The 13,310-nt window shown below is 73.7% G+C and carries 17 protein-coding genes and 3 tRNA genes; 8 read left to right on the plus strand and 12 right to left on the minus strand.

The features are described from left to right. Positions 1–107: 107 nt before the first annotated feature. A complete protein-coding gene (locus ACF1ED_RS25500) occupies positions 108–1,127 on the plus strand; it encodes an adenosine deaminase (RefSeq protein ID WP_391764159.1) in 1,020 nt (339 codons plus the stop codon). Here ACF1ED_RS25500 and ACF1ED_RS25505 read toward each other — a convergent pair. Next, positions 1,120–1,716, minus strand: coding sequence for a TetR/AcrR family transcriptional regulator (locus tag ACF1ED_RS25505; protein WP_391764161.1), 597 nt, complete (start codon positions 1,714–1,716; stop codon positions 1,120–1,122). The genes ACF1ED_RS25500 and ACF1ED_RS25505 overlap by 8 nt on opposite strands. 85 nt (positions 1,717–1,801) lie before the next feature. Here ACF1ED_RS25505 and ACF1ED_RS25510 point away from each other — a divergent pair, with 85 nt between their 5' ends. Further along, a complete protein-coding gene (locus tag ACF1ED_RS25510; protein WP_391764163.1) occupies positions 1,802–2,440 on the plus strand; it encodes an NAD(P)-dependent oxidoreductase in 639 nt (212 codons plus the stop codon). A 7-nt stretch (positions 2,441–2,447) separates the two neighbouring features. On the opposite strand, the gene ACF1ED_RS25515 is transcribed toward ACF1ED_RS25510, so the two are convergent. The 6 genes from ACF1ED_RS25515 to ACF1ED_RS25540 form a co-directional block, all read right to left on the minus strand. After that, on the minus strand, positions 2,448–3,512 hold the full coding sequence (locus ACF1ED_RS25515; protein ID WP_391764165.1) for a UDP-N-acetylmuramate dehydrogenase: 1,065 nt from the start codon (positions 3,510–3,512) through the stop codon (positions 2,448–2,450). 48 nt (positions 3,513–3,560) lie between these two features. Next, the gene (locus ACF1ED_RS25520; protein WP_391764167.1) at positions 3,561–3,989 is read right to left on the minus strand and encodes a MaoC family dehydratase; all 429 of its coding nucleotides are present in this window, start codon (positions 3,987–3,989) and stop codon (positions 3,561–3,563) included. 2 nt (positions 3,990–3,991) lie between these two features. Continuing rightward, positions 3,992–4,444: a MaoC family dehydratase N-terminal domain-containing protein gene (locus tag ACF1ED_RS25525; RefSeq protein ID WP_391764169.1), complete on the minus strand. Its 453-nt coding sequence runs from the start codon at positions 4,442–4,444 to the stop codon at positions 3,992–3,994. 103 nt (positions 4,445–4,547) lie between these two features. Continuing rightward, positions 4,548–4,712, minus strand: a complete 165-nt coding sequence (gene rpmG, locus ACF1ED_RS25530) for a 50S ribosomal protein L33 (protein ID WP_003956487.1) — start codon at positions 4,710–4,712, stop codon at positions 4,548–4,550. Positions 4,713–4,801: 89 nt separating this feature from the next. Then, a tRNA-Met gene (locus ACF1ED_RS25535) sits at positions 4,802–4,874 on the minus strand. Between the two features lie 44 nt (positions 4,875–4,918). Next, a tRNA-Thr gene (locus tag ACF1ED_RS25540) sits at positions 4,919–4,991 on the minus strand. 207 nt (positions 4,992–5,198) lie between these two features. Here ACF1ED_RS25540 and ACF1ED_RS25545 point away from each other — a divergent pair. Next, entirely contained in the window at positions 5,199–6,470 is a 1,272-nt protein-coding gene (locus ACF1ED_RS25545; RefSeq protein WP_391764171.1) for an amidohydrolase family protein, read from the plus strand. 16 nt (positions 6,471–6,486) lie between these two features. Continuing rightward, positions 6,487–7,143, plus strand: a complete 657-nt coding sequence (locus ACF1ED_RS25550; protein WP_391764173.1) for an SDR family oxidoreductase — start codon at positions 6,487–6,489, stop codon at positions 7,141–7,143. A gap of 71 nt (positions 7,144–7,214) precedes the next feature. On the opposite strand, the gene ACF1ED_RS25555 is transcribed toward ACF1ED_RS25550, so the two are convergent. Beyond that, positions 7,215–7,296: transfer RNA gene (locus ACF1ED_RS25555), tRNA-Tyr, on the minus strand. 171 nt (positions 7,297–7,467) lie between these two features. Here ACF1ED_RS25555 and ACF1ED_RS25560 point away from each other — a divergent pair. The 4 genes from ACF1ED_RS25560 (at position 7,468) to ACF1ED_RS25575 (ending at position 10,396) form a co-directional block, all read left to right on the plus strand. Further along, positions 7,468–7,959 carry a YajQ family cyclic di-GMP-binding protein gene (locus ACF1ED_RS25560; RefSeq protein ID WP_391764175.1) on the plus strand — a complete coding sequence of 164 codons (492 nt, stop codon included), beginning with the start codon at positions 7,468–7,470 and terminating at the stop codon, positions 7,957–7,959. A 72-nt stretch (positions 7,960–8,031) separates the two neighbouring features. Further along, positions 8,032–8,538 (plus strand): methylated-DNA--[protein]-cysteine S-methyltransferase, encoded by a 507-nt coding sequence (locus tag ACF1ED_RS25565; protein WP_391764177.1) that lies wholly within the window; start codon positions 8,032–8,034, stop codon positions 8,536–8,538. Further along, entirely contained in the window at positions 8,535–9,161 is a 627-nt protein-coding gene (locus ACF1ED_RS25570; protein WP_391764179.1) for an alpha-ketoglutarate-dependent dioxygenase AlkB family protein, read from the plus strand. The genes ACF1ED_RS25565 and ACF1ED_RS25570 overlap by 4 nt, the downstream gene beginning before the upstream one ends. Before the next feature lie 59 nt (positions 9,162–9,220). Beyond that, positions 9,221–10,396: an APC family permease gene (locus tag ACF1ED_RS25575; RefSeq protein WP_391764484.1), complete on the plus strand. Its 1,176-nt coding sequence runs from the start codon at positions 9,221–9,223 to the stop codon at positions 10,394–10,396. Here the strand turns inward: ACF1ED_RS25575 and ACF1ED_RS25580 are convergent. From ACF1ED_RS25580 to mscL, 4 genes are all read right to left on the minus strand, one after another. Beyond that, complete coding sequence (locus ACF1ED_RS25580; protein ID WP_391764181.1) at positions 10,362–11,384, minus strand: hypothetical protein; 1,023 nt, start codon at positions 11,382–11,384, stop codon at positions 10,362–10,364. The genes ACF1ED_RS25575 and ACF1ED_RS25580 overlap by 35 nt on opposite strands. Before the next feature lie 15 nt (positions 11,385–11,399). Next, positions 11,400–11,828: a YccF domain-containing protein gene (locus ACF1ED_RS25585; RefSeq protein ID WP_391764183.1), complete on the minus strand. Its 429-nt coding sequence runs from the start codon at positions 11,826–11,828 to the stop codon at positions 11,400–11,402. Continuing rightward, complete coding sequence (gene htpX / locus ACF1ED_RS25590; RefSeq protein WP_391764185.1) at positions 11,825–12,688, minus strand: zinc metalloprotease HtpX; 864 nt, start codon at positions 12,686–12,688, stop codon at positions 11,825–11,827. The genes ACF1ED_RS25585 and htpX overlap by 4 nt, the downstream gene beginning before the upstream one ends. 153 nt (positions 12,689–12,841) lie before the next feature. Then, a complete protein-coding gene (gene mscL, locus ACF1ED_RS25595; RefSeq protein WP_391764187.1) occupies positions 12,842–13,297 on the minus strand; it encodes a large conductance mechanosensitive channel protein MscL in 456 nt (151 codons plus the stop codon). Positions 13,298–13,310: the final 13 nt, after the last annotated feature.

Genomic DNA, 13,310 nt, shown 5'->3' on the forward strand with positions numbered 1-13,310 from the left:
AAGACGGGCCCCGGTTCCTCGGAACCGGGGCCCGTTTTTGCGTTCGGGCTGGTATCGATCGGGGAATCGCCGTGCATACCGCCATTCGGGTAAGGCAGGATCGGGCGATGGAGCACCCCCGCGATCTCACCCTGTTGCCCAAGGCCCACCTGCACCTGCACTTCACCGGTTCGATGCGGCCCTCGACCCTCCTCGAACTGGCCGACAAGTACGGGGTGCACCTGCCGGAGGCCTTGAAGAGCGGGACGCCGCCGCAGCTGCGGGCGACCGACGAGCGCGGCTGGTTCCGCTTCCAGCGCCTGTACGACATCGCCCGCTCCTGCCTGCGCTCGCCGGAGGACATCCGGCGGCTGGTGCGGGAGGCGGCGCAGGAGGACGTGCGGGACGGTTCGGGGTGGCTGGAGATCCAGGTCGACCCGACCTCGTACGCACCGCACCTGGGCGGCCTCATCCCGGCCCTGGAGATCATCCTGGACGCGGTCGACTCGGCTTCCCGGGAGACCGGCCTCGGCATGCGCGTCCTGGTCGCGGCGAACCGGATGAAGCACCCCCTGGAGGCCCGCACCCTCGCCCGCCTCGCGGTGCGGTACGCGGACCGGGGCGTGGTGGGCTTCGGGCTCTCCAACGACGAGCGCCGGGGCATGGCCCGCGACTTCGACCGGGCCTTCGCGATCGCCCGCGAGGGCGGCCTCCTGGCGGCCCCGCACGGCGGCGAGCTGACCGGCCCCTCCTCCGTGCGCGACTGCCTGGACGACCTGCGGGCGGCCCGCGTCGGGCACGGCGTGCGGGCGGCCGAGGACGAGCGGCTGCTGCGCAAGCTCGCCGAGCGCGGCGTGACGTGCGAGGTGTGCCCGGCGTCGAACGTGGCGCTGGGGGTGTACGAGAAGCACGAGGACGTCCCGCTGCGGACCCTCTTCGACGCGGGCGTCCCGCTGGCCCTGGGCGCCGACGACCCCCTCCTCTTCGGCTCCCGGCTGGCCGCCCAGTACGAGATCGCCCGCCGCCACCACGGCTTCACGGACGCGGAACTGGCGGAGCTGGCCCGGCAGTCGGTCCGGGGCTCCGCGGCGCCGGAGGGCGTGCGGAAGGGGATGCTGGCCGGGATCGACGCGTGGCTGGCTAGCTGAGCGCCCGCGTCAGGGTGCGGGCGACGGCGCGGGCGAAGTCGTCGAGCGACTGCGGCGGCCGGCCTTCGGGGGTCGACTCGTAGGCGAACGCCCGCTGCGCGCAGGCCCCGAGGAGGAGCGCGGCGGCGGCTGCCGGGTCGGCGTCGGGGGCGACGCGGCCGTGCCGCTGCTCGGCCCGCAGGTAGCCGGCGAGTCCTTCGATCGGCTTGTGCGCTCCGGCGCCGAGCTCCCGCATGCCGGCGTCGTGGCGGGCCTTGAGCCGGGGCTCCGCGTACAGCGAGGCGGCGATCGGGAAGGTCTGCTCATAGAAGAGGGCGGCCTGCCGGGCGATCTCGGTGAGGTTCTCCTCGACCGTGCGGCCGCCGGGGTCGGCGGCGAGCGTCTCCAGGAGGCCGCCGAGCCGGGGCAGCCGTTCGGTGAGGACGGTGAGGAACAGCTCTTCCTTGCTGGCGAAGTGCTTGTAGAGCGCGGCCTCCGAGCAGCCCGCCGCCCGGGCGATCTCCTTGGTGGTGGTGCGGGCGAGGCCCACGGTGCCCATGAGGTCGCGCGCGGCGTCGACGATCCGGACCCGGGTCGGCTTCTGTTCCATGCATCCTCCACGCAGGCTTGACCTGTGAGTGAGTATCCACCCACCCTGGGGTGAGTGAGTACTCACCCACCTAGGAGGCTGCGTCATGAAGCTCACCGTCTTCGGTGCGACCGGCGGCATCGGTCAGGAGATCGTCCGGCAGGCCCTGGGGGCCGGCCACGAGGTGACGGCGGTCGTGCGGGATCCCGCACGCTTCGCGGTGACCGGGGAACGCCTGGAGGTCTTCCGCGCCGACCTCTCCGACGCGGGGGCCCTGCGCCCCGCGGTGGCGGGCAGGGACGCGGTCCTCTCGGGCCTGGGAGCCCGCAGCCGGGCGGACGCGGCCGCCGGCATCGCCGCACGGCTGACCCGGCCGGTGCTCGCCGCCATGGGCGAGACGGGCGTGCGGCGGCTCGTCGTGGTCAGCGCGGCCCCCGTGGGACCGGCCCCGGCGGACGAGGGCCTGCTCGACAAGGCCGTCCTGGCGGTGATCAGCCGGGTCCTGAAGGACGTCTACGCCGACCTGCGGGTCATGGAGTCCGAGCTGGCCGCGAGCGCCACCGACTGGACCTCGGTCCGCCCGCCCAAACTGACGGACAAGCCGCTCACCGGCCGCTACCGCACGGTCGTCGGCGGCAACCCGCCCCGGGGCCGCACCCTGGCCCGCGCGGACGTGGCGCACGCGATGCTGGCGGCGGTCGACGACCCGCGGACCGTGCGGCAGGGCGTGGGCGTCGCCCACTAGCGGCGGCTCAGAGCTGGACGCCGACCGTCACGGGCTCGTTGACGAGGGTGATCCCGAAGGCATCCCGGACGCCGGCGACGACCTCGCGGGCGAGGGCCAGCAGGTCCTCGGTGGTGGCCTCGCCGCGGTTGGTGAGGGCGAGGGTGTGCTTGGTGGAGATGCGGGCGGGGCCGGATCCGTACCCCTTGGTGAAGCCGGCCTTGTCGATGAGCCAGGCGGCGGAGGTCTTGGTGAGACCCTCGCCCGCCGGGTAGGCGGGCGGGGCGACCTCGGGGCCGAGGCGGCCGGCCACGCGCGCGAGGAAGTCCGCGTACTGCTCCGCCGTGAGGACCGGATTGGTGAAGAAGGAGCCGGCGGACCAGGTGTCGTGGTCCTCGGGGTCCAGGACCATGCCCTTGCCCGCGCGCAGCCTCAGGACGGTCTCGCGGGCGGTCGCGAGCGGCACGCGGTCGCCGGCCTCCACGCCGAGGGCGCGGGCGGTCTCCGGGTACGCGATCGGCGCCGACATCCCGCCGGCGTCCTCCAGCTCGAAGCGGACCCGCAGCACGACGTACCGCTCGGGGTGCTCCTTGAAGAGGCTGTGCCGGTACGAGAAGGCGCACTCGGCGTTCGCGAGGGTGACCGTCTCCTCGGCGCGGCGGTCGTAGGCGACGACCTCGCCGATGGTGGCGGAGACGTCCTGCCCGTACGCGCCGACGTTCTGGATCGGGGTGGCGCCGGCCGAGCCGGGGATGCCGGCGAGGCACTCGACCCCGGCGAGTCCGGCCTCCACGGTCCGGGCGACGACGTCGGTCCAGACCTCACCGGCGGCGACCTCCAGCCGGGTCCCGTCGAGGGAGAAGCCGGTGGTGGCGATGCGCAGCGCGGTCCCCTCGAAGCCCTTGTCCCCGATGACCAGGTTGGAGCCGCCGCCGATGACGAGCAGCGGCGTCCCGGAGGCGTCGGCCTCGCGGACCGCGGCGACCACCTCGTCGTCGGTGGTGGCCGTGACGAGCCGGGTGGCGGGCCCGCCGAGCCGGAAGGTGGTCAGGGGGGCGAGGGGGGCGTCGTTGAGGAGCTGCACCCGCCCCACATTACGGCTTGCTTTTTCGCGAGCGAAAAAGCAAGCCGTCGTGGCCGCTCAGGCGAGCCGGACGACCGCCCGGCTCATCCCCAGCACCTTCTGCCCGGCGCTGGTGGCCGTGAGGTCGACGCGGACGAGGTTGTCGTCCAGCTTGGCGGCGACCTTGGCGGAGACCTCGATCAGGGCGCCGACGCCGTCGTTCGGGACGACGACCGGCTTGGTGAAGCGGACGCCGTACTCGACGACGGCGGCGGGGTCGCCGGCCCAGTCGGTGACGACGCGGATCGCCTCGGCCATGGTGAACATGCCGTGGGCGATGACGTCCGGGAGCCCGACCTCGACGGCGAACTTCTCGTTCCAGTGGATCGGGTTGAAGTCCCCGGAGGCGCCCGCGTACCGGACGAGGGTGGCGCGGGTCACGGGGAAGGTCCGCGCGGGCAGCTCGGTGCCGGCCTCGACCTCGTCGTAGGCGATCTTCGCGGTCATGGTCAGGCCTCCTCGGGGGCACGGGAGACGAGCTTGGTCCAGGCGGTGACGACGTGCTCGCCGGTCTCGTCGTGGACCTCGCCACGGATGTCCAGGATGTCGTTGCCGGCCATCGACTTGATCGCCTCGATGGTGGAGGTGACCGCGAGGCGGTCGCCGGCGCGGACGGGCCGGGTGTGGGCGAACTTCTGGTCGCCGTGGACGACGCGGCTGTAGTCGAGGCCGAGCTGCGGGTCCTCGATCACCTGGCCGGCGGCCTTGAACGTGATGGCGAACACGAAGGTCGGCGGGGCGATCACATCGGGGTGGCCGAGTTCCTTGGCCGCCTCGGGGTCGGTGTACGCGGGATTCGCGTCACCGATCGCCTCGGCGAATTCGCGGATCTTCTCGCGGCCGACCTCGTAGGGCGCGGTGGGCGGATAGGTCCGGCCCACGAAGGACTGGTCGAGCGCCATGGACTCGATACCTCCTGCTGGATCTTTTGCCGATAGTGCTGGGCGTGCCGGGAAACGCCACGAGGCCGCCCCCTGGCGGGGACGGCCTCGTGAACGAGCCTGATTAGCGCGTCTCGCGGTGCGCGGTGTGCGAGTTGCAGCGGGGGCAGTGCTTCTTCATCTCAAGACGGTCCGGGTTGTTGCGCCGGTTCTTCTTGGTGATGTAGTTCCGCTCCTTGCACTCCACGCAGGCCAGCGTGATCTTCGGGCGGACGTCGGTGGCAGCCACGTGAGTGCTCCTTGACGGACGGATGGGATGGATGAACGCATGAAAGAGTAGCCGATCGCAGGACCGACCCCACAATCGGCTACCGTGTGTAGCGGTGACCGGACTTGAACCGGTGACACAGCGATTATGAGCCGCTTGCTCTACCGACTGAGCTACACCGCTTTGATGTCGGTAGCCCCGCCCGAAGGCGGGATTCCCTACACCAGAGCCCCAATACGGAATCGAACCGTAGACCTTCTCCTTACCATGGAGACGCTCTGCCGACTGAGCTATTGGGGCGAGCGAGGAAGACATTACACGGTCTGCGGCCCATCACCCAAATCCTTTGGAGCGGGGTGCTCCGGAGGGCCCTCGCACCCGTCCCGTACGCCACTCGTGGACTCATCGGTACGACTATTGCGCTCCTCCTCGAAGGCGGCCCCGGCCGCCCCTAGGCTCTCCCCCACGCTGCGTGATCTCGATCTTGGTGACTTGGTGAGGAGCCCGATGTCGGCCGACAGCAAGCAGCCCCGTCCGCCCTCCGACGACGCGGGCGACGCGGGCGGCGCGGCGACCGAGGACGCGAAGGCGCTCCTGCTGTCGAACGCCCGGCTGGCCGACGGGCGGACCGTGGACGTGCGGCTCGTGCGGGGCCGGATCGAGGCCGTCGGCACGGCGGGCAGCCTGAGCGCCGCGGGCACCCGGGTGGACCTGGCCGGCCACCTGCTGCTGCCGGCGCCGGCCGAGCCGCACGCCCACGCCGACACGGCGCTCTCCGCGGACGCCCCCGGGCCGGTCTCCTACGCCCCCGAGGAGGTGCAGCGCCGGGCCACCGAGGCGGCGCTGCTCCAGCTCGGGCACGGGGCGACCGCGCTGCGGGCCCACGTCCGGATCGGCGACGTGCACGCGCTGGGCCCGCTGGAGGCCGTCCTCCAGGCCCGGCGCTCGCTGCGCGGGCTGACGGACCTCACGGCGGTGGCGGTGCCCCGGCTGCTGACCGGGGCGGCGGGCGCGGACGGCCTCGCGATGCTGCGGGACGCGGTGAAGATGGGCGCCGGGGTGGTGGGCGGCTGCCCGGACCTGGACCCGGACCCGACGGGGTACGTGGAGGCGGTCCTGGAGGTGGCGGCCGAGCACGGCGTGCCCGTGGACCTGCACACGGACGGGGACGACCCGGCGCGGCTCGCCCGCTTCGCGGCGATGGCGGGCGGGCTGCGGCCCGGGGTGGCGATCGGCCCGTGCGCGGGGCTCTCCCGGCTGCCGGAGGACGTGGCGGGCCGGGCGGCGGACCGGCTGGCGGCGGCGGGCGTGACGGTGGTGTGCCTGCCGCAGGGCGGCTGCGCGGGGACCGAGCGGCGGGGCCCGGCGCCGGTGCGGCTGCTGCGGTCGGCGGGGGTGCGGCTGGCGGCGGGCGGCGGGGCGCTGCGGGACGCGGCGAACCCGGTGGGGCGCGGGGACCCGCTGGAGGCGGCCTTCCTGCTGGCCTCGCTGGAGGGCCTGGAGCCGGAGGAGGCGTACGGGGCGGTGAGCGCCCGGGCGCGGGAGGCGATGGGCCTTCCGGAGGTCCGGGTCGAGGCGGGTTTCCCGGCGGAGCTGGTGGCGGTGCGGGGCGAGCGGCTCGCGGGCGTGCTGTCGCTGGCGTACAGCCGGATCGTGGTGCACCGGGGGCGGGTGGTGGCGCGGACGAGCGCGGTGCGGGAGTACTGCGACTCGGCGGCGGCGCTGGACCTGCCGCGACAGGCCGGGCGGCCCGAGCCGGGAGGCCCGGCGGCCCGCTGAGCCGTACGGTCGGAACATGCGCATCGTCATCGCTGGAGGACACGGTCGGATCGCCCTGCGCCTGGAGCGGCTGCTCTCGGCGGGCGGACACGAGGCGGTCGGGCTGATCCGCCGCCCGGAGCAGGCGGAGGACCTGCGGACGGCGGGCGCGGAGTCCGTCGTGCTGGATCTGGAGGCGGCGTCCGTGGAGGAGGTCGCGGAGGTCCTGCGGGGCGCGGACGCGGCCGTCTTCGCCGCGGGCGCGGGCCCGGACAGCGGGGCCGCCCGCAAGGACACGGTGGACCGCGGGGCCGCGGTCCTGTTCGCGGACGCGGCGGAGCGGGCGGGCGTCCGCCGCTTCGTCGTCGTCTCCTCGATGGGCGCGGACGCCCGGCACGAGGGCGACGAGGTCTTCGACGTCTACCTGCGGGCGAAGGGCGCGGCGGACGACGCGGTCCGCTCCCGCGAGGGCCTGGAGTGGACGGTCCTGCGCCCCGGCATGCTCACCGACGACGCCGGCACGGGCCTGGTCCGCCTGGAGGCCCGCACGGGCCGCGGCCCGGTCCCCCGCGACGACGTGGCGGCGGTCCTCGCCGAACTGGTGGACTCCCCCGGCACGGCCGGCCTGACCCTGGAACTGGTCGGCGGCTCGACCCCGGTCACGGTCGCGGTGAGGAGCGTGGCCGGCAACTGACCGGCCGCCCCCCGTCCACGGACAGCACGAAGAAGGTCCCCGGTGCGAACACCGGGGACCTTCATTCAGTGTGGCGACGCCAGGATTCGAACCTGGGTAGGCTAAGCCGACGGATTTACAGTCCGCTCCCATTGGCCACTCGGGCACATCGCCATGGGTCGTCGCCTTGGTTCCCCGCTTTCCGGCGGTGTTCCGTGGCAACGACGTAAACAATACCTGATCCCGGGGGGTGGTTCGCCACCCGGTTGATCAGCGGTTGGGGCGCCGGGTCACCCCCTAGGCTTTGGGGGTACCCCACAGCATCCGAGCAAGGAGCCACGAGTCATGGCCGACTCCAGTTTCGACATCGTCTCCAAGGTCGAGCGGCAGGAGGTCGACAACGCCCTCAACCAGGCCGTGAAGGAGATCTCCCAGCGCTACGACTTCAAGGGAACCAACGCCTCGATCTCCTGGTCGGGCGAGAAGATCCTGATGCAGGCGAACGGCGAGGAGCGCGTGATGGCGATCCTCGACATCTTCCAGTCCAAGCTGATCAAGCGGGGGATCTCGCTGAAGTCGCTGGAGGTCGAGGGCGAGCCGCAGCTGTCCGGCAAGGAGTACAAGCTCTTCGCGTCGGTCACCGAGGGCATCTCGCAGGAGAACGCGAAGAAGGTCGCGAAGACCATCCGCGACGAGGGCCCCAAGGGCGTCAAGGCGCAGGTGCAGGGCGACGAGCTGCGGGTCAGCTCGAAGAGCCGTGACGACCTCCAGGCGGTGCAGGCGCTGCTCAAGGGCAAGGACTTCGACTTCGCGATCCAGTTCGTGAACTACCGCTGACCCTTCCGGGTCCCTCAGGGTCGTGTCCGAAAGCCGCCGGTCTCCGGGCGGCGGGGCTCGCACACTGGAGCCATGGACGACATCACCGTGTACGCGTACGCCGACGGCCCCCTGGGCGAGATGCTGCTGACCGGGCGGCTCTCCGCGGGGGGCCGGGCCGTGCTGCGGTCGCTCTCGCTGCCGGGGCAGAAGGGGGCCGTCGCGGTCGGGGACGGCTGGGTCCGTGACCAGGGGGCCTTCGGCGAGGCGGTGCGGCAGCTGGAGGAGTACTTCGGCGGGCGGCGGGAGCGGTTCGACGTGCCGCTGGACACCGGCGCCGGGACGGAGTTCCAGCGGCGGGTCTGGGCGGCCCTGGAGGAGATCCCGTACGGGACGACCGTCAGCTACGGCGAGATCGGGCGGCGGGTCGGGGCCGGCGGGCCCGGGGTGCGGGCGGTGGGGACGGCGATCGGGCGCAATCCGCTGCTCGTGGTGCGGCCCTGCCACCGGGTGATCGGCGCGGACGGGAGCCTGCGCGGGTACGCGGCCGGTCCGGAGCGCAAGCGGTCGCTGCTCGGCCTGGAGGGAGCCCTCGCGTGACCGAGGGGCTCTTCCCGCGCGAGCGGACGGAGGTCGCGCCCGGCGCGGTGCACGTGCCCGGGTGGCTGCCGGCCGGCCGGCAGCGGGAACTGGTCGCGGCCTGCCGCGAGTTCGGGCGCGGCCCGCTGGCGTACCGGCGGACCGTGCTGCCCGGCGGGGGCGTGATGTCGGTGCGTTCGCTGTGCCTGGGGCGGCAGTGGGTGCCGTACCGCTACCTCGACTCCGTCGCCGTCGAACTGCCCGGGTGGCTGGTGGAGTTGGGGCGGGCGGCGGTGGCCGAGGCGTACGGCGGGGACGGCGGCTACGCGCCCGACACGGCGCTGGTGAACTTCTACGGGGACGGCGCCCGGATGGGCATGCACCAGGACCGGGAGGAGCGCTCCGGGGCGCCCGTGGTGTCGCTGAGCCTCGGCGACCGCTGTGTCTTCCGGCTGGGCAACGCCGAGGGGCGGGGCCGGCCCTGGACCGACGTGGAGCTGGACTCCGGGGACCTCTTCGTCTTCGGCGGGGAGTCTCGGTGGGTGTACCACGGCGTGCCGAGGGTGTTTCCTGGGACGGCCGATCCGTCGCTCGGCCTGACCGGGCGGCTCAACATCACTCTGCGGGAGACAGGTCGCTCGTGAACGCCGGACTCAGCCGTTCCCTCGGCGTCTTCGACGCCGTCGTCGTCGGGCTGGGCGCCATGGTCGGCGCCGGGATCTTCGTGGCCCTCGGGCCGGCCGCCGGCGCGGCCGGGACCTCGGCGGGGCTGCTGACGGCGCTGGGGCTCGCCGCCGCGGTGGCGTACTGCAACGCGATGGCCTCGGCCCGGCTCGCCGCCCTGTACCCGGAGTCCGGCGGCACCTACGTGTACGGTCGCGAACGGCTGGGTCCCTTCTGGGGGCATCTGGCGGGGTGGGCCTTCGTGGTGGGCAAGACGGCCTCCTGCGCGGCGATGGCGCTGACCGTCGGCGCCTATCTGTGGCCGGAGCGGGCGCACGCGGTGGCGGTGGCCGCCGTGGTCGCCCTGACGGCGGTCAACTACCGGGGCGTGCAGAAGTCGGCGCTGCTGGCGCGGGTGATCGTGGCGGGGGTCCTCGCGGTGCTCGCGGCCGTCGTCACGGCCTCCTTCGCGGGTGCTCCCGGGGGCCGCTTCGGGCTCTCCGGCGAGGTGTCCCCCGGCGGGGTGCTGCAGGCCGCCGGTTTGCTCTTCTTCGCGTTCGCGGGGTACGCGCGGATCGCCACGCTCGGCGAGGAGGTGCGCGATCCGGCGCGGACGATCCCCCGGGCGGTGCCGCTCGCGCTGGGCCTCGCGCTCGGGGTGTACGCGCTGGTCGCGGTGGCCGTCCTGGTGGCGCTCGGGCCGCTCGGCCTGGCCGGCTCCGGCGCGCCGCTCGCCGACGCCGTGCGGGCGGCGGACGCCTCCTGGCTGGTGCCGGTGGTGACCGCCGGGGCGGCGGTCGCGGCGCTGGGCTCGCTGCTCTCGCTGATCCTCGGGGTGTCCCGTACGACGCTGGCGATGGCCAGGGACGGGTACCTGCCCGGCGGGCTGGCCGTCGTGCACCCGCGGTTCCGGGTGCCGCACCGGGCGGAGCTGGCCGTGGGCGCGGTGGTGGCCGTGGCGGCGGCGACGGCGGACGTGCGGGGCGCGATCGGCTTCTCGTCCTTCGGCGTCCTCGCCTACTACGGGATCGCGAACGCCTCGGCGTGGACGCTGGGCGGGCGCCACCGGGTCCTGGCGGCGGCGGGGCTCGCCGGGTGCGCGGCGCTGGCGGCGGCGCTGCCGCTGGGCTCGGTGCTGGCCGGGACGGCGGTGCTGGCGGCGGGCGTGGTGGCGTACGCGGTCAGTCGAGGACGACCCGGACGCCCCCGGCCCTGAGGCCGTCGACGAACTCCTGGAAGGTGGCGGGGCGGGGGACGGCGAGGAGCGGGGTGACGCCGAGGCAGGCGCGGGCGACGTCGGCGCGGTGCCAGACCAGGACGCAGCCGGACAGCTCCTCGCCGAGGGCGCGGGGGGAGCCCGCCTCGAAGGCGCGGCCGGGGCCGAGGACGGCCTCGCCGAGGGCGCAGAGGAGGGCGTCCCCGTCGGTGATGCCGTGCCCGTCGAGTTCGTACACGGTGCCGGGGACGGGCCGCGGGTCGCGGCGGGCGCGGCGGGCGGCCTGGTTCAGCCACTCGGCGCGCGCGGGGCCGGTGTAGCGGCGCCAGGTGCCGGGGGCGGGCGGCGGCTCGTACCCGTGGAAGAGGTCCCAGACCTCGCGGGTCCGCGGCGGGATCAGGCCGGAGCGGGGGAAGGCCACGGTCAGGTCGACGAGCCCGTGGTGGAGGCGGGAGTCCGCGGCGGCGGTCACCCGGCCGGCCTCCGCCTCGTGCTGGGGCCCCGAGGTCCGGTCGAGGACCTGGTAGCGGACGGTCTCGAACTCGGTGGCGCCGGCGGCCAGGGCGTCGCGGAGCGCGCCGCGCGGGGAGCAGCCGAGGAAGGTGACGTCCTCGTGGGCCGGCTCCTCGGGCGGGCGCGGCGGGACCGGTACGAGGTTGGCGCAGGGGACGGCGCCGTACGCCCCGTGCAGGCGGCGCGGCGGGCCGGCGGACTCGACGGTGACGACGTCGCCGCGGGCGCCGAGGACCCGGACGGCGGCGAGCCGCCAGCCGCCGCCCGGGGTCTCGACGTCGAGCGTGCCGAGCGGGGCCGTGCCCTCGACGATCGCCTGGGTGACGGCCCGGGCCAGCTCGCCGCGCGGTTCGCAGCCGCGCAGTTCGTGGCGGACCCGCGGGGGCGGCACGGGGTCGCCGTAGAGGCCGCGCACGTCGTGGCAGAGGGCGACGGCGTGGAGGCCGGAGAGCAGGGCGTAGCGCGCGTTCCGCACGGGGTGGCCGGTTTCTCAGAAGCCGGGGCGGCCGTACGTCTGCGGGGAGTGCGCCTGGCCGCCGTACGCCTGGTCGGTGGGGACGATGTCCTTGCCGAGGGGCAGCAGGGAGACGGGGATGAGCTTGAAGTTCGCGATGCCGAGCGGGATGCCGATGATCGTGACGCAGAGCGCGACGCCGGTGACGACGTGGCCGATGGCGAGCCACCAGCCGGCGAGGACCAGCCAGAGGACGTTGCCGACGCAGGAGGCGGCGCCGGCTCCGGGCTTGTCGACGACGGTGCGGCCGAAGGGCCAGAGGGCGTAGAGGCCGATGCGGAAGGCGGCCAGTCCGAAGGGGATGCCGATGATCGTGACGCAGAGCAGCACTCCGGCGAGGAGGTAGCCGAGGAACAGCCAGAAGCCGGAGAGGACGAGCCATATGACGTTGAGAACGGTCTTCACGGGCGGCGACCTGCCATCTCTTCGAGCCGGGCGATCCGCTCGGCCATGGGCGGGTGGGTCGAGAACATCTTGGAGAGTCCCTTACCCGGACGGAAGGGGTTCGCGATCATCATGTGGCTCGCGGTCTCGATCCTCGGCTCGGGGGGCAGCGGGAGCTGCTTGGTGCCGGCTTCGAGTTTCCTGAGGGCGTCGGCGAGGGCGAGGGGGTCGCCGGTGAGCTGGGCGCCGGAGGCGTCGGCCTCGTACTCGCGGGAGCGGGAGATGGCCAGCTGGATGATGGAGGCGGCGACGGGGCCGAGGATCAGGACCATCAGGTAGCCGAGGAGGCCGGGTCCGTCGTCGTCGCTGGAGCGGCCGACGGGGATGAGCCAGGCGAAGTTGACCAGGAACATCACGACGGAGGCGAGCGCGCCGGCGACCGAGGAGATGAGGATGTCCCGGTTGTAGACGTGGCTCAGTTCGTGGCCGATGACGCCGCGCAGCTCGCGCTCGTCGAGGATCGCGAGGATGCCCTCGGTGCAGCAGACGGCCGCGTTGCGCGGGTTGCGGCCGGTGGCGAAGGCGTTGGGCGCCTGGGTCGGCGAGATGTAGAGGCGCGGCATCGGCTGGCGTGCCTGGGTGGAGAGCTCCCGCACCATCCGGTAGAGGGCGGGGGCCTCGAATTCGCTGACGGGGCGGGCGCGCATGGCGCGCAGGGCCAGCTTGTCGCTGTTCCAGTACGCGTACGCGTTGGTGCCGATCGCGACGACGAGTCCGACGATCAGGCCCGTACGGCCGAAGAAGCTGCCGATGACGATGATGAGGGCGGAGAGCCCTCCGAGGAGTACGGCGGTCCTCAGCCCGTTGTGCCGGCGGTGCACGGTACGCCCTCCAAGTGGTGCGGCAGGGGAACCCTTTGCTTCGTGGTCCACGCGTCCAGTGGACCCTCACGTACTGGTCAACGCCAGGCGGGAGGCTGCGGTTCCCCCGGCCGCACGGGGGGCGTGTTGCGCCGTTCGGGTGAGGGAGCCCGGTCAGCGGGCGGACGTGACGGAGAGCTTCTCCAGGCCGGCGGCGACCGGCTCGACCTCGCTGGTGCAGTGGGCGCAGCGGGAGGCGACGGCCGGGATCTCGGTGAAGCAGCGGGGGCAGTCGCGCTTCTCGGCCTTGGGGTCGGCGGCCTCCTCCTTGGCGAACCGCTCCTGGACCTTCGCCAGCGGGGCGACGATCAGGAAGTAGAGGACGGCGGCGGTGATGACGAACGCGATGGTGGCGGAGATCGCCAGGCCGTAGGGGAAGACGGTCTTGCCGACGTGGAACTGCGCGTCGTTGAAGTTGCCCACGGAGCCGGTGGCGAGGCCGATGAGCGGGGTGATGAACGCCTTGCTGAAGCCGGTGACGACGGCGGTGAACGCGGTGCCGACGGCCAGTCCGATGGCCATCGAGATGACGTTCCCGCGAAGTATGAAGTCCTTGAATCCGTTCAGCACGGGGTGTTGCTCC

This window comes from Streptomyces sp. NPDC014656 (genome assembly GCF_043084305.1).
Classification (GTDB): domain Bacteria; phylum Actinomycetota; class Actinomycetes; order Streptomycetales; family Streptomycetaceae; genus Streptomyces.